Origin of the sequence: Luteolibacter algae (genome assembly GCF_042683045.1) — a bacterium.
Classification (GTDB): domain Bacteria; phylum Verrucomicrobiota; class Verrucomicrobiia; order Verrucomicrobiales; family Akkermansiaceae; genus Luteolibacter; species Luteolibacter algae.
Window position 1 is genome coordinate 197,750 of sequence record NZ_JBHUIT010000017.1, and the last position, 15,382, is coordinate 213,131.

Consider the following 15,382-nt stretch of genomic DNA (forward strand, 5'->3'; position numbering starts at 1 on the left):
GATAAAATCTTTGTCGGGATAGTTGACTTTTAAAATTTTTTTCAAATATGACTACGGCTGTGTCCAAGAACTTGATTCTGTTAATTGCTGTTGGGTTGGGAACCGGGCTTGCTCTGGGGCAGGACTGGGAGCGCGAGGAAGTGAAGTTCGGCGAGATTGAGAATTACGCCAAAGAGCTTGCTGCGAAACCCTATGAGGCGCCGGATAAAGAGGCTCTGCCAGGTTGGATGAAGAAGCTTAGTTACGATCAATATCGTGATATTCGCTTCGATCCCGAACGGGCCTTGTGGGCTGGAACAGATATTCCGTTTCGCGCGATGTTTTTCCATCCAGGCTACCTGTTTCGCGAGCCTGTGATGATTAGCGAATTCACCGATACACACCGGCAGAAAGTGAGGCTCACAGAAGCCTTTTTCAAATATGGCAACTTGATCGGGGAGCGTGGCGAGCTGTCTCCTGAGAATGGTTTCGCGGGTCTCAAGCTACTGGCGAGATTGAACGATCCCGAGCGTTTCGACGAGCTCGCCGCGTTTCAGGGTGCCAGCTACTGGCGCGCACTTGGTAAAAATCAACGTTACGGAATTTCTGCCCGCGGCATCGCCGTCGATACGGGAGCGGAAGGAGTGCAGGAAGAATTCCCGGTGTTCCGCGAGTTTTGGCTGAGGAAACCGGAGCCTGACTCTAAATTTTCACAGATGTTTGCTCTGCTTGATGGGCCGTCTTATACCGGGGCATATAGTTTCACGATTTATCCCGGCGATGATACCGTGGTGGACGTAAAAGCGGTTTTGTTTACCCGTAAGGAAGTCAAGCGGCTGGGTATTGCCCCGATGTCGAGCATGTATTGGTTCGGCGAGAATTCGCGCAGGCGTTTTGATGATTTCCGGCCGGAAGTTCATGATTCTGATGGATTGGCTATTTACAAAGGTAGTGGGGAAAGATTGTGGCGGCCTGTCAGCAACGATAGCGGACAACTGGAATTCAGCTTTTTCCAGATGGAAAAGTGCAAGGGTTTCGGGCTGTTGCAACGTGATCGCCGCTTCGAGGCCTACGAGGATGGCGAGGCTGCCTATGAGTCCCGCCCTTCACTCTGGATCGAGCCGACATCCGATTGGGGACCGGGGAGTGTAATGCTGATGGAGATTCCCACTCACAACGAACTTGCCGATAACACCGTAGCGATGTGGCAGCCTGCTGTTACACCAAAAGCAGGAGAACGGGTGGAGTTTCACTACAAGCAACATTGGACAATGAACGGAGATCCTGCAGGGGCTGGCGGCCATGTCGTTGCCACCCGCACAGGGGTGCATGATTGGCAGCCGGAGCAGCGCACGGTGGTGGTGGAATTTTTCGGTGAAAACCTGTTGGAGAAGGATGGTAAACTCCCTGAGGCTTTTGTGGAGGCCGATGGTGAAACGGCTGCCGAAATTGTAATTCAAGGTATCACGGTCCAAAGTATGCCGGGTAACAAGGTCAGATTAGCCTTTCAGCTGAAGCCTGCGGAAGAGGGTGCGAAGCTCTCGGATATCAAACCGGTGGAATTGCGTGCGGCACTCAAAAAGGGGGAGAATTTTCTCACAGAGACATGGGTTTATCGGATCAAGCCTTGAATGCGCTCCGGCCTCTTAGCGAGGCGGAAATGGCGGAGTGGGAGGCTGCCTACGCGGCGGTGGAATCGTATCTAATCGCCTTGCGGATACGGAACCGCCTCCTGTCCTCCGAACTTGTGCGGGGGATTCTTTGGCGAGCTTCCGCGAGAAGAGCTTCGGAGCCGGATAAAACCGCACGCGAGCTGGCGATGGAGGAAACTCTTTATGCAATAGGTGAGTGGACCCAGGAGGTAATCTCCGAGCCATTGGAAAACCGCAGGCTGGCAGCGCGGGGACGGTTGGGTCTATTGCTCGCGGGAATGCCGGACAAGTGGCAGGGCGTTTTTCTCACCCCGGCTCCTTGGCCGGAGGAATTTGTCGAGGCAATGAGATCGTCCTACTTGGCTGCTGGTCCGCAATTTGCCGAGCTTACCATGCTGCCCAAGCCTCTGGAACTCAATGCAATCGGAAATGGCGCGGCCCAGTGGTGGGAGACGATGGATCGGCGGCCGATCATGCGGAAGATGGTCGCGTTGATTGTCGCCATCCTAATTATCGCCACGGTGTGGTTTATTTTCTACGAGTGATGGATACACAACCTATTGATCCGCGCTTCAGCGGTAAGCCTTTCTACGGAAAAGGTCGGGCAAAACTGAGACGATTTGTCTTTTTCACCGGCGTGCTGCTCGTGAACCTCGCGGCGGTGCTATGGATGGCCGATCTTTTCTTTCGCTCGGGATTCCACCGGGCTCACGTTTTGCTATTGATCATTTTCGCGATACTCAACGGGCTTCTCGTGCTGGGTTCTTTTCATGCGCTCTTTGGCGCACTAGATATCATTACCGGGCGGAAGCGCTCGGTTAGGATTTCCAGGTTGGCAGAAGGAGCACCGGATCATCTCGAAAAGCGTTATGCGGTGGTCATGCCTGTTTACAATGAAGACAGTGCGAAATTTTGCGCTAGAATAGAGGCGATCTATCGCTCGATTGAAACGACGGGACAGCTCGACAAATTCGATTTCTTTCTCCTCAGCGATACGCGGGATCTGGATCTATGGGTGCTGGAGGAAGTCGCCTGGACCAATCTTTGCAGGAGACTGAAGGGTTTCGGCAAGATCTACTATAGACGGCGTAAGGTAAATGAGAACCGGAAGGCTGGTAATATCGGGGATTTCGTCCGCACCTGGGGCGGGGGCTATGAGGGGATGCTTGTTCTGGATGCGGATAGCCTGATGGATGGCTCCGATATTGTGAAGATGGCCAAGGTGATGGAAGCCTATCCCCGGCTTGGTATTCTTCAGACACCTCCAAAATTGATTCGCGGCGTTTCGGTTTTTACCCGGCTCCAGCAATTTGCCATGAGGCTTTATGGTCCGCTTTTTATCCGCGGGCTGAATTTTTGGCAACTTGGCGGCGGAAGCTATTGGGGGCATAACGCGATGATCCGCGTGAAGCCTTTCTCTGAGTTTTGTGAGCTGCCGGCATTACCGGGTAGAGAGCCATTCGGCGGGAGAATCCTGAGCCATGATTTCGTGGAGGCTGCGCTGATGGTCTCCGAGGGTTGGGAGGTTTGGCTGGCGTGGGATATCGAAGGCACCTACGAGGAAGCGCCCCCTACATTGGTGGATCATCTAAAGCGGGATCGGCGTTGGTGTCAGGGGAATCTGCAACACTTCTGGCTGATATTTGCCCGGAAACTTCCGCTAACAGTGCGGATCCATCTGTTCATGGGGATCATGGCCTATCTCGGCAGCCCATTGTGGTTTCTGTTTCTGATTTTCGGGACATGGGTTGCGTGGGACTTCCATGTGAGCGATCTGACTCCGCTGCCTTTTGACAGTTTCGCTGAAAGGACTTTCGGGATTGCCGGGCAGTGGCAGGGGATGATTCTAATCGGTTTTGTCTTCACGTTGCTGTTCCTTCCGAAAATTCTGGCTCTGGCCGGCGCGATGCTTGTGCCCCGGCTGAGACGGGCTTTCGGGGGCTTTTTTCCTCTCCTGGTCGGAGGGATGATGGAGACGATTGTTTCGATGCTGCTGGCACCTTGCATGATGCTTGCCCACACGTTGATGGTCCTGAGTATTATTACGGGACATGCCGTAGGTTGGGGGAATCAGAGCAGGGAGACGGATGGCACCGCATGGGCGGATGCGCTGCGTTTTCATCTGGCACCCACCTTGCTGGGCATCGCGTGGACAGTGCTGGCATTACAGATCGGATGGGTATTCACCCTTTGGATGTCTCCGATTTTACTTGGGCTCATTCTTTGTATCCCGGTCTCTGTGTGGACGAGCCGCTCCAAATACGGGCGTGCGCTTGCGAGAAAGAACATACTCGCTACGCCTGAAGAAACTTCACCACCGGAGATTTTGAACCTGGCGATTCAAGCGGAGGCATCCGTGCATGTTGCGCTGAATGCCCAAATGCCGCATCGGGAAGGGGTGATCGCCGCAGTGGTGGATCCATATGTGAACAGTGTCCACATCTCGCTACTTGAGAACTCCGATATGGGCGGAGTAGATGAGTCTCTGGCAAACCGTTGTTTGAAAAACGGTCCCGGTGCGCTCTCGAAGTCAGACCTCTCCCAGTTGCTATATACGATGCCGGCGATGTTGATGATGCATCGGGCCGTGTGGCTGGGGGCGATGGAAGATTTGCATCCGATATGGATCAAGGCCGTCGAAAGCTACCGGATGCGCCCGGGAGAATGAGCCGAGGGTGACTACTGGGAAAACCGAGGATGAGACACGAAAAAAGGGCTCCGAGGAGAGCCCTTCGATGCAAAAGAGCCGGTGGTTCAGTTATCTCCGCTTTTTCCGTCCTCCACCGATTTTCTTACGCCGGATCGGTTTTGAAGGCTCGTCATCGAGCAGAGCGGTATAAATGTAAGGAAAGTCCGGCAATTTGCGGCGGGCGATTTCCTGATTCACAAAGATTTCGACGGATTTCGCAAAATCGAGCTCATCCGCGGTAAGAATGGTAAAGGCATCGCCCTCAGCTTCCGCACGCCCTGTGCGACCGATCCGGTGGACGTAGTCTTCCGCATTTTCCGGGACCCGGTAATTGATCACGTGGGAAACCCCCGAAACATCGATACCGCGGGCGGCAACATCGGTGGCGACAAGAATCTCGAATTCTCCACTTTTGAAACCGGCCAGAGCTTTCATACGGTCCGTCTGATTGATGTCCGAGTGCATTGCCGCGACCTTTTTCTGTCCGGTGGATTTGATCATATTCGTTACTTCATCCGCTTCACGGCGGGTGCGGGTGAAAATCATAACGGAGTGGTAGTCAGTCTCTTTCAGCAGGGCGAGAAGGAGCTCATCGCGCTGATCAATGGAGACCGGATAAAAGGCATGGGAAACGGTGGATGCAACCGCACGCCGGGCGATCTCAATCGAGATGGGATCCACCAAGCACCATTGCGCGAAGGTCTGGATGGCCGGCGGCATAGTGGCGGAAAAGAACAAGGTCTGGCGTCCTTCCCATGGGCAGAGATTGACGATTTTGCGCACTTGTGGGAGGAAGCCCATATCTAGCATACGGTCGACTTCATCCAGGATGAGAATTTTGATTTCGCCGAAACGCATCGCGGCACGGTAGAAGCAATCAATAAGGCGGCCGGGGGTGGCGACCACGATGTCCACGCCGCTTTCCAGCTGCTCGATCTGTTTTCCCAAGCCTACGCCGCCGTAGAGAAGGGCGACTTTCATGCCGGTATGTTTGCCGTATTTTTCGAATTGCTCGGCAACCTGATGGGCAAGCTCCCGTGTAGGCTCAAGCACCAGGATCTGGGGTTTTCCGATTTTTTCTATCTTGGAAAGCGAAGGTAGCGCGAAGGCCGCAGTCTTGCCGGTGCCTGTCTGAGATGCGCCAATGACGTCCTTGCCCTCCAGAATAATCGGGATGGCTTGTGCCTGGATCGGTGTTGGTGTGTCGTAGCCGGATTCTGCGATTGCTTCGAGAACGGGTGCGGAAAGGCCTAGTGTGTCAAATCCCATGAGGCGCTGGGTTTAAGTGGGCTTTGAGTCGCGGTCAAGGATGGATACCGCAGTGTCTTGATGGCGGTGGACCGGAATTGGGTGCGTGGCCGATCTTGCATTTCGGCCAACGGTGGGCGAAAAGCACCTCCGGTTTTTCCGCCGGACAGAGAAAATGATGTCGGATGAGGATGAAGAGGTGGATCTCAAGGGAGTGGGCTGGATGCTTTCCTCAGCGGTTTTGTTTGCCGCGAACACGCTTTTCATCCGCGCTGCATCTATGGCGGCTCCCGGTGCAGATGGCTGGCTGGCGACGTTGTTTCGTGGAGCGGTAGGCTTGGTCATTCTGATTGTATTCTTCAGCCGGGGCCGCGGATTTTCAGCGGGGAGAATGTTTGTGAATCGATTGGTTGTCTTGCGCGGCTTGGTCGGGGGCTTCGGGATCATTGCTTTCTATATTACGATTACTGAGCTCGGAGCCGGGCGGGCGATCGTGATAAATTTGACCTATCCGATGTTCGGCACGGTGATTGCCGCTTTCTGGCTGAAAGAAAAGGTGCGGGTTGTGACGCGCTGGTGGCTTGTTTTAGCACTTGCTGGTCTGGTGATCTTTCTTAGCGACGAAAAGATGAATCTGGCGCCGGGTGGATATGATCTTCTGGGACTCGCCGGTGCGTTGGCAGCTGGCTGGGTGGTCGTCATTATCCGCAAGCTCAGGCACGAGGAACACCCCGCAACGATCTACGGAGCGCAGGCAGTTTGCTCGCTTCTCATCGGGTTGCCGTTCGCCGCCAAGGTTCCCGCACTGCCGGTGACCGGCTGGGGATTTCTTGCGTTGGGGGCAGTGGTTGTGACCTTCGCACAGTTGATTATGACGAGCGCCTATCAACGGCTTTCCATCGCCCAAGGTGCATCCTTGCAGATGACCTTGCCGGTTTTTACCGCAATCGGAGCTTATCTTTTCTTCGGTGAGCGGTTTGAAACCCATGAAATGATCGGGGCATTGGTGGTTCTTATCGCGATCTGGCAAGTGGCAGGAAGGCGAAAGGTCCCGATTGTAAGAACCTAACCCCCCTCGTGAATGTGGAGAGTAGAAAAATTATTTTTCTAAAATTAGCCTAGACTAAGTTTGATTTCCTTGGCTAATTTTTCGCGATGAGAATATCAAAGATTATGTCAACGGTGCTGATGACGACCGGAGTAGCAGTAGGATTTCCAAAAGATGAAACCCCTCTCCGGCCACTGAGCACGGATCGGCCTGATGCTACTGAAAGTCCTTATACGGTGGATAAGGGGCATTTCCAGTTCGAGTTGGAGGTTCTTTCATACTCGATGGATGGTGAGGAAGATTCCTTCGCGCTCAGTGAGCTGAATTTCAAATATGGAATTACCGGGAATTCCGATCTCCAGCTGGTTCTTCCCTTGTATGAGCATGTTGTTGATGGGGCGAATGGCTTCGGAGATATCCAACTGCGCTTTAAACAGAATCTCTGGGGAAATGACAGCGGGCGCACGGCTTTCGCGATCATGCCATTCATCCAGTTGCCGACAGGAGCCGATGGCATCACTACGGAGAAATTTGAAGGCGGAGTGATCTTGCCTCTGGGTATTTCCACTGCTGGTAGGTGGAGCTACGGTGTGCAGGTAGAGCTCGATTTGGTCGGCAACGAGCTAGAAAGCGGACACCATTTTTCTTTTCTTTCGTCAGCGACAGCCGCATGCGAATTGAACGAAACCATGGGGATGTTCCTGGAGTTAGTGGGAATTGCCAATGAAGGCGGAGCGGTGAACACCGAGGCGTATTTCAACACTGGCCTGACACATGCTGTTAGCGAGACCGTCCAGCTCGACGGAGGTGTAAGAATCGGGCTCACGAGCGATTCCACGGATTTCACTCCTTTTGCAGGAGTGAGTGTAAAATTTTGACCAAGAATTTAGCCTCGACTAATAATTTTATTGGAAACGAACAAAATAGGAATGACAATGATGCGTATCACAATGAAACGAAAATTCACGAAAGGTATCGGGCGGATCTGTTCAGGGACGAGCTTGCTCGTTTTCGCGGCTCTCTTTGTTACGGGCTGTAATGAAAGAGCGAAGACCGATGACCATGGGAAAAAGGTTGTGGTGACAAGTTTCACAATCATCGCGGATATGGCGCGGGAAGTAGCCGGAGATGCGGCAATCGTGGAATCGATCACAAAACCGGGAGCGGAAATCCATGGTTACGAACCCACCCCGAAGGATATCGTCAAAGCACAGAAGGCGGATTTGGTTTTGTGGAATGGATTGAATCTTGAGCTCTGGTTTGAGAAATTTTTTAGCAACTTGGAGGATGTCCCCGGTGTGGTGCTGACGGAGGGGATCAAGCCGATCGGGATCAGTGAGGGACCTTATACCGGGAAGCCGAATCCGCATGCCTGGATGTCACCTGCCAATGCAGTGATTTATGTGGAAAATATCCGAAAGGCGCTGGTGGAAATTGATCCGGAAAACGAGGAGGTTTACACGAGGAATGCCACCGCCTACGCGGCAAAGATCAAGGCGCTCGACGAGCCGGTTAGGCAGCGTTTGGCGCAGATTCCCGAGGAACAAAGATGGCTGGTATCCAGTGAGGGAGCATTTTCCTATCTATGTGAGAACTACTCGCTGAAACAGCTTTACCTCTGGCCGATCAACGCGGATGCCCAAGGGATTCCGCAACAGGTTCGGAAAGTGATCGACGGTGTCAGAAGCAACAATATCCCCGTGATTTTCTCTGAGAGCACTGTGAGCGACAAGCCGGCGAAACAGGTCGCCCGCGAGACCGGGGCCCGTTACGGGGGCGTATTGTATGTGGACTCGCTGACCGAAAAGGACGGGCCAGCCCCAACTTTCCTGAAACTTCTCGAGAAAAATGCTGATACAATTGTAAAAGGATTTTTGGAAAAGCCATGAAAGAAATCGCAACACAAGAGGTAGGGCCCAGCCTGACGGTGGAGAATGTTTCAGTCATCTATCCCAATGGGCATCAGGCGCTTCACAATGCTTCTTTCCATTTGGATAGCGGGACAATTTGTGCGCTTGTTGGAGTCAACGGCAGTGGTAAATCGACGCTCTTCAAGAGTATCATGGGTTTTGTGAAGCCGACTGCCGGAACGGTAAGGATCAACCAATTACCGGTCGGTGAAGTTCTAAAACAGCACCTTGTCGCTTATGTTCCGCAGTCGGAAGATGTGGACTGGCAGTTTCCGGTAAGTGTTTGGGATGTGGTGATGATGGGGCGGTATGGGGCGATGAATTTTCTGAGAATACCACGGGCCGTGGATAAACGGAAAGTTGAGGAGAGTCTGAAGCGGGTCTCCATGTGGGATTTCCGGGATCGGCAAATCGGGGAACTCAGCGGCGGGCAAAAGAAGCGGGTCTTTCTTGCCAGGGCACTGGCGCAGGGCGGAAGAGTGATTCTTCTCGATGAGCCATTTACGGGAGTGGATGTGAAAACCGAGCAATCGATCACGACCCTTCTCCGCGAGTTACGCGAGTCAGGATGCATCATTTTTGTTTCCACTCACAATCTTGGGAGTGTGCCGGAATTCTGCGATCAGGTGGTTCTGATCAACAGGACGGTCCTGGACTATGGAAAAACCGAGGACGTATTCACCGCTCAGAATCTCGCGCTCGCGTTCGGAGGTGCTTTACGGGAATTTCAGTTCGAGCAGTCGACCATTCAGGATCATGATGGACGCATGGTCCGTGTGATGAGCGATGATGAGCGGCCTTTGGTCTTCGGCAAAGACGGGCATCTGGAATATATGGACCGTGGGCAGCATGAGGAGTTGCTCCGCAAACGCTCCGAAGAACATGAATGAGCTGATCGAACATCTCATCATCCCGTTTCAATACGAGTATATGCTGCGGGCGGTTCTCGTAAGTGCTCTTGTGGGCGGGGTGTGCGGCTTTCTCTCCTCTTTCGTGACTTTAAAAGGTTGGTCGCTGATGGGAGATGCACTTTCCCATGCTGTTGTGCCCGGGGTGGCTCTCGCCTACATCGCCGGGATTCCATTCGTTCTGGGGGCTTTCATCGCAGGTTTGCTCGCGGCGGGAACGATGGTTTTCATCAAAAGCCAGAGCCGTATCCGTGAGGACGCAACAATAGGCATCGTCTTCACCGCCTATTTCGCACTAGGGCTGGTGCTGATCTCTCTCTTCCCGGCAAGGGTGGATCTCAAGGTTATCCTGTATGGAAATATTCTGGGTATCGCGGGCTTTGATATTCTGCAAGTAGTGGGGATCAGTTTGGTAACGTTGCTTGTTCTGGGGATGAAATGGCGCGATCTCATGCTGTTCTGCTTTGATCCCAATCAAGCCCGGACGTTGGGCCTCAATGCAAGAATGCTGCACATTACCTTATTGGGTCTCCTGGCTGCCACGGCGGTGGCCGCGCTGCAAGCAGTTGGTGCGATTCTTGTGATTGCGATGCTCGTCACCCCGGGAGCGACCGCCTATCTATTAACCAATCGCTTCGGGACGATGCTTTGGCTGTCGTCCGGGCTGGGAGTTGTGACTTCCCTCGTAGGTGCTTACGCAAGCTATTATCTGAACGGTGCCACTGGCGGATGCATTGTTTCGCTACAAACCTTCGTCTTTTTGTGCGCTTTCTTTTTTGCACCGAAGCAGGGCGTTGTCGCCGTGCGCCTGGCCACTCGGAAAAAAATGTTGTCCAAGGAAACTTCAGCCGGTCCGTCGAAATGACAGAACTCTTAGAACCTTTTCGATATGCTTTCATGCAGAACGCGCTGCTGGTGGGCTGCGTGGTCGCGGCGATGTGTGCGGTGCTTTCTTGTTTTCTGGTGCTGAAAGGCTGGTCATTGATGGGAGATGCCATCTCACACGCCGTGCTTCCGGGGATCGTCCTCGCATATATAGCCGGCATTCCTCTTCTGCTCGGCGCTTTTGGTGCAGGGCTTTTCTGTGCGCTTAGCACAGGATTCGTGAAACGAAACAGTAGGATCAAAGAGGATACCGCAATGGGGGTGGTTTTCACCGGACTGTTCGCCTTCGGCTTGGTGCTTTTCAGTAGAACTCCCTCCGATTTGCACCTCGATCATATCTTGATTGGCAATATTCTAGGAATCCCGAAATCGCAGGTGGTCCAAACGATCGGACTGGGGCTCGGAGTTTTGCTGATCACCCTTCTTCTGCGTAGGGATCTGTTATTGATCTGTTTTGATCCGGGGCAGGCACGTGTCATGGCATTGCCCGATAAATTCCTCAATTATCTGTTATTATGCCTGCTTTCGCTTGCAATCGTGGTCTCTCTGCAGTCCGTGGGGATAATCCTGGTTGTGGCAATGCTTGTCACCCCTGGCTGTGTGGCTCACTTGTGGACCGATCGTTTTGATAAAATGCTCCTGATTTCAACAGTTTCCGCGGTTTTGGCGACGATCTCCGGAATTTTTCTAAGCTATCATTTCGCTGCCTCGACAGGTGGCTGCATTGTTTTGGTGCAGGCGCTTCTGTTCGCGCTCTCGCTTCTGTTTGCGCCCAAGTATGGGATCATCGGCAGGCGTTTTGCCGCAAAAATTAAGATCAGCAAAGCCTGATCATATCTTTGATAAACTGGCCCCAGAGAAAAAACAGCCCGCGTTTTGAATACCGGAAATGTCCGTCATCGGTAAGATGAATAATGCCCGAGCGTAGATTGTGATCCACCTGCTTGCGCATTTCGTTCTCGATGTCCTCTTCCATCGCCTCCGGATCGGGAATAAGCAGATCGTCTGTGCCGATTTTCATCCGGACCAAGAACGCCTGATGATCCTTGAGTATTTGGTGAAAGCAGGATTTTTCGCAGGGAACATGGTTCCATTTTAGTCCAGGCGAGCAGCGGAGGGTGGGAGCGAAGGGGAAATTGGTTGTTCTCCAGATATTGCCTGCGGCATCCGTGGAAGTGACTGAGACAAAGGCAAAGGCTACTTTATCCTGCTCACACAGACATACGGAAGCAATCGCCCGTTCCTCGGGGTTCCAGAAAAGGCGGAAATGTTGTTGCATACCAGACCATTCCCAGCCGCAGTCCGAAACATGCTCGAAGCCTGCTTCCTCCATGCCAGTGGCTGCTTCGATAGCGTTGGGGAAGAATGAGGGATTGGGCAGCTCACGATGCCGGAGACGATTGTTGAGCGGCATCCGCAGACGCCGAACGTGGGTGAGGAGCTCGATCCAAGGCAGAAAAAACCACAGGCAAGCTCCCATCAATCCGACAATAACGCTGTCACTGAGGTAGAAGAAAAAAAAGAATGTGGCAAAAAGGAAGGCGAAGGCACCCAGTTTCCGGATGATGTTCTTGCGGGAGGATCTCAACGCCATGGCCAATACAAAGAGGCCGATAACGATTAAGGTTTCACGCATAGGTAGTAGTAATTATTAGTCAGGGTTTGATGGGGGAGGTTCGGACTCCGTGTGAGGGTTGATGAGAGAAAATTCCAGATATTTTTACCTGAAAATCATTTGGCCAGCGCATCCATCAGATATTGGGATGGCCGGAAGTCATTGATTAGCACTTCGTGTTGATCCCCGCGGATCATGCGAACTTGGCTGAGATTGAAATTTGGCGTTTTATGGGGTGCGAAAAGAATATCATCATGTGTGGCATTTTCATGTTTTTTGAACATGTCGGGCAGAATATCTCCGCCAAGATGATCGTCACGTCCGGTAGCCAAATGACAGGTGCCGAGGACTTTTTCGTCCTGAATATCCGCGTATGAAACAGGGAGAACCTGGGTTCCGAAACCTAGCTCTCCCAGGGTGCCAGTCATGGGATCGTCCGCCAGGCGGGCATTATGGTCGTCAATGGTTTGCTGGTTCCCTTCTATAAGCGTGGAACGGTAGATACAGCGGTCCTTCACATCCAGAACGCCTAGAGTTCCATCTTCATATTTCATCGGAAATTGCCCATTGGCATCGGTAGGCACGAAATAGACCTCGCCCGCCGGGAGATTCGCGATATCCGGCTTTTCGCCCAGGCACAGACCATGGGATTTCTGGGCGTCTTGCTTATCCAGGCCGAGAGTGGCGGTGAGGACGCGACCATCTTCCAGCTCGAAATCGATTTCGATGCGATCAGCATTTGTAAGAGCCAACCGGATCTTCTCCGCATCGCGCGATACCTCCCGGTAATCGACGGATAATCCGGAATTCAGGATCACATCATTGAGCCCATGCAATGTGGCTCCACGAAAACCATGTTCCTTGCTCTTGGCGGTGAGTGGGGCCGTGGCGGACCAGGTTGAGATGCAAAGAATCAAATCATAATGAGGATAAATGTCTTTATCCAGGGAAAGTAGATTCCCGGAGGTGTCCCAGACCTCATCCGCAAGATCAAGATTGGAGCCACGGGTGTAACGATACGCGAATACCTCGCCACCGGTCATCCCGAGCTTTTCCATCGCTCCGTTCTGAAGCGGTAGATAAAAATAATTGTATGCGTTTTTCTGGATGGGAAAGCCTTCCTCGTTTAAAAATGCAAAGTCCTTGATATGTCCGGCAGGTTCATCGAAATCGAGCAGGATACAGACCTTGCAGTTTTTGGTAGGCTCGAAAACGGTGTGAAGGAGGCGAACCACATCAAACTTGGGAAATTCGCGTTTTTCAGGATTGAGAAGGATCTCAGGAGAGAGGTAATCCGGCAATTTAGGGGAGGCGGTGCTAGCCATAATAGTATTAAGCTAGAACCTTAGGGATACACCGCAAGAGGGGATTTTATGAAAATTACTCCTCCAGCTTGAGATCATCATCGGGATCTTGCTCGTTCTGCATTTCCTCGAGTATTTGGCTTCGGTCCTCCGCCGCGTCCCAGACATCCTTGGCTACGAAAATCGGTGCTTCTGCTCGGGTGGCAATGGCTAGGCAATCCGAAGGTCGGGCATCAATTTCAATAAATTTGCGTTCCATGATTTCATTTTCCGCAGTCAGGAACAGCCTTGCATAATAGACATCGCCATCGACGGCATTAATGAGAACCCTGGTAACTTTTGAGCCGAAAGCCTGCAGGGTCAGCATATAGAGATCGTGGGTGAGAGGTCTGGGCATCTGCTGGCCGCTCATTACGGTGTTGATCGCCATCCCTATCGCTGGATCTATGTAAAACAGCATCACCTTGTCGCCGTTACCGAGGAATACGGCGCAGCCAGCCTGGGTGGGGAGGAGGGCAATGATTTCTACTCGGACAGGATCAGGCATAGATAAAAACTTGTGTTGGCGGCTTAATGATTTTGGTGGGCGGGCTCGGGTTTCAAGCTTCGCGGGCAATGAATTTGCGGGATTGTTTCACATATTTCACTGCCCAACTCCGGACATTTTCCTGCTCCTCCTCCGAAAGCTGGCGAACAACCTTTGCAGGTGAGCCGAAAACCAGAGACCCCGGGGGGATGATCGTTCCACCAGTGACGAGTGAGCCGGCACCGACGATGGATCTCGAGCCAATGACGGCTCCGTCGAGGACGATCGCGCCCATTCCGATGAGAACTTCGTCTTCGATGGTGCATGCATGCAGGATGGCTGAATGACCTACCGTAACGAGCCGACCGATGTGGCACCCATAATCATCCGAAAGATGCACCACGACATTATCCTGAATGTTTGACTGGGCGCCAACAGAGATTTCATTGATATCCCCCCGGAGAGTGGAATTATACCAGATGCTCGCCTGCTCTTCGATTTTTACACGGCCGATGATGTCCGCGCTTTTTGCGAGAAACGCAGTAGGATGGATCTCGGGGGAATAGTTTTCGTAGGATTCAACAGCCATGCCAGAGAAGACAGAAGCAAAGGTGAAACTTTGTGGCGAGCGATAAGCGATTTTCTATGCAAATCTATCCAAATGAGCCGACAGAGCCCTGATATGTGATAAACTTGCCGTCACAATTTTATGAAGTGGAATTTAGTGAAAAACCCAATGGCCTGGGTGGAATATCTCAAAAAGAATCCTCTTGGATTATTGTTGGCAATTATCGTCTTGTGCGCCATTGGCGGATTTTTGGAAATAGCCAGCGAGATCCGGGAAAAGGAAACCGACCGGATAGACGAATACATTCTATTGAGTATGCGCACGCCGGGAGACACATCGGATCCGATAGGTTCCCCGAAAGTGGAGGAGATGGCCCGGGATTTGACTGCGATGGGCGGGGTAACCATTCTTTCAATCGTCACCCTCACGGCCTTCGGGTTAACCGTCTTTTCGGGGAAGAGGAAACTGGCATGGTTCGGGCTGGCATCTGTGCTTACCGGAAGTGTGATCACGGCTATTATAAAGCATGGCTACAACCGCCCGCGTCCGTCCTTGGTCGAGCACGGGGCATGGGTTTCCAATCCTAGCTTTCCTAGTGGTCATTCAATGATGTCCGCCGTGGTGTATTTGACGCTTGGGATTCTCATTGCCAGGACCCAGCCAAAAAAGCGGGTCCGGATTTTTATCGTTTGTATCACCATGTTGCTGACCTTCCTCGTGGGAATTAGTCGCGTATATCTCGGCGTTCATTGGCCGACCGATGTTGCCGGGGGGTGGATTCTTGGCGGCGCCTGGGCTTTGCTTTTTTGGATGCTTGCCAGGCGGATCGACGCTAAGTGATCTTTTTGTAAAAGCTCGGTAAAGTATCCAGAGAGGACTGCTTAGTTGCTTGACAAGCCGATCTTGGTTTGATGATGTCCGCCCGGATCGATCAGATGATTGGTCTCCAGGTTTGTGAGTTGCTCACACCGATTAAAAATTCCCGCTCTCGCTGGAGAGCTGCTTCTGACCTCTTTTCTACTAAGATCACTTTCTAAACTTAGCTTTTCC

At 52.4% G+C, this 15,382-nt stretch carries 15 protein-coding genes; 10 read left to right on the plus strand and 5 right to left on the minus strand.

The window, feature by feature from the left end; genetic code table 11:
* Window positions 1-47 precede the first annotated feature (47 nt).
* From ACFSSA_RS10085 to mdoH, 3 genes are read left to right on the plus strand one after another with little or no spacing between them, the layout of a single operon-like run.
* Window positions 48-1,610 (plus strand): OpgD/OpgG family glucan biosynthesis protein, encoded by a 1,563-nt coding sequence (locus tag ACFSSA_RS10085; RefSeq protein ID WP_386820321.1) that lies wholly within the window; start codon window positions 48-50, stop codon window positions 1,608-1,610.
* Complete coding sequence (locus ACFSSA_RS10090; RefSeq protein WP_386820322.1) at window positions 1,586-2,176, plus strand: hypothetical protein; 591 nt, start codon at window positions 1,586-1,588, stop codon at window positions 2,174-2,176. Before ACFSSA_RS10085 ends, ACFSSA_RS10090 begins: the two co-directional genes overlap by 25 nt.
* Window positions 2,176-4,299: a glucans biosynthesis glucosyltransferase MdoH gene (gene mdoH / locus ACFSSA_RS10095; protein ID WP_386820323.1), complete on the plus strand. Its 2,124-nt coding sequence runs from the start codon at window positions 2,176-2,178 to the stop codon at window positions 4,297-4,299. Before ACFSSA_RS10090 ends, mdoH begins: the two co-directional genes overlap by 1 nt.
* Window positions 4,300-4,389: 90 nt before the next feature.
* Here mdoH and ACFSSA_RS10100 read toward each other — a convergent pair whose 3' ends face one another.
* Entirely contained in the window at window positions 4,390-5,589 is a 1,200-nt protein-coding gene (locus ACFSSA_RS10100) for a DEAD/DEAH box helicase (protein WP_386820324.1), read from the minus strand.
* Between the two features lie 85 nt (window positions 5,590-5,674).
* Here ACFSSA_RS10100 and ACFSSA_RS10105 point away from each other — a divergent pair, with 85 nt between their 5' ends.
* From ACFSSA_RS10105 to ACFSSA_RS10130, 6 genes are all read left to right on the plus strand, one after another.
* Entirely contained in the window at window positions 5,675-6,637 is a 963-nt protein-coding gene (locus ACFSSA_RS10105; protein ID WP_386820325.1) for a DMT family transporter, read from the plus strand.
* 104 nt (window positions 6,638-6,741) lie between these two features.
* Window positions 6,742-7,494: a transporter gene (locus tag ACFSSA_RS10110; RefSeq protein ID WP_386820326.1), complete on the plus strand. Its 753-nt coding sequence runs from the start codon at window positions 6,742-6,744 to the stop codon at window positions 7,492-7,494.
* A gap of 72 nt (window positions 7,495-7,566) precedes the next feature.
* Entirely contained in the window at window positions 7,567-8,505 is a 939-nt protein-coding gene (locus ACFSSA_RS10115) for a metal ABC transporter substrate-binding protein (protein ID WP_386820449.1), read from the plus strand.
* Window positions 8,502-9,416, plus strand: coding sequence for a metal ABC transporter ATP-binding protein (locus ACFSSA_RS10120; RefSeq protein WP_386820327.1), 915 nt, complete (start codon window positions 8,502-8,504; stop codon window positions 9,414-9,416). The genes ACFSSA_RS10115 and ACFSSA_RS10120 overlap by 4 nt, the downstream gene beginning before the upstream one ends.
* Window positions 9,409-10,299: a metal ABC transporter permease gene (locus tag ACFSSA_RS10125; RefSeq protein ID WP_386820328.1), complete on the plus strand. Its 891-nt coding sequence runs from the start codon at window positions 9,409-9,411 to the stop codon at window positions 10,297-10,299. Before ACFSSA_RS10120 ends, ACFSSA_RS10125 begins: the two co-directional genes overlap by 8 nt.
* Window positions 10,300-10,331: 32 nt before the next feature.
* A complete protein-coding gene (locus ACFSSA_RS10130) occupies window positions 10,332-11,150 on the plus strand; it encodes a metal ABC transporter permease (protein ID WP_386820329.1) in 819 nt (272 codons plus the stop codon).
* Here ACFSSA_RS10130 and ACFSSA_RS10135 read toward each other — a convergent pair.
* The 4 genes from ACFSSA_RS10135 to ACFSSA_RS10150 form a co-directional block, all read right to left on the minus strand.
* On the minus strand, window positions 11,137-11,955 hold the full coding sequence (locus tag ACFSSA_RS10135) for a hypothetical protein (protein WP_386820330.1): 819 nt from the start codon (window positions 11,953-11,955) through the stop codon (window positions 11,137-11,139). The genes ACFSSA_RS10130 and ACFSSA_RS10135 overlap by 14 nt on opposite strands.
* A gap of 95 nt (window positions 11,956-12,050) precedes the next feature.
* A complete protein-coding gene (locus tag ACFSSA_RS10140; protein ID WP_386820331.1) occupies window positions 12,051-13,259 on the minus strand; it encodes a M29 family metallopeptidase in 1,209 nt (402 codons plus the stop codon).
* A gap of 55 nt (window positions 13,260-13,314) precedes the next feature.
* Complete coding sequence (locus ACFSSA_RS10145; protein WP_386820332.1) at window positions 13,315-13,785, minus strand: bifunctional nuclease family protein; 471 nt, start codon at window positions 13,783-13,785, stop codon at window positions 13,315-13,317.
* A 52-nt stretch (window positions 13,786-13,837) separates the two neighbouring features.
* On the minus strand, window positions 13,838-14,353 hold the full coding sequence (locus ACFSSA_RS10150; protein WP_386820333.1) for a gamma carbonic anhydrase family protein: 516 nt from the start codon (window positions 14,351-14,353) through the stop codon (window positions 13,838-13,840).
* 120 nt (window positions 14,354-14,473) lie between these two features.
* Between ACFSSA_RS10150 and ACFSSA_RS10155 the strand changes: the two genes are divergently transcribed.
* Window positions 14,474-15,172, plus strand: coding sequence for a phosphatase PAP2 family protein (locus ACFSSA_RS10155; protein ID WP_386820334.1), 699 nt, complete (start codon window positions 14,474-14,476; stop codon window positions 15,170-15,172).
* Window positions 15,173-15,382: the final 210 nt, after the last annotated feature.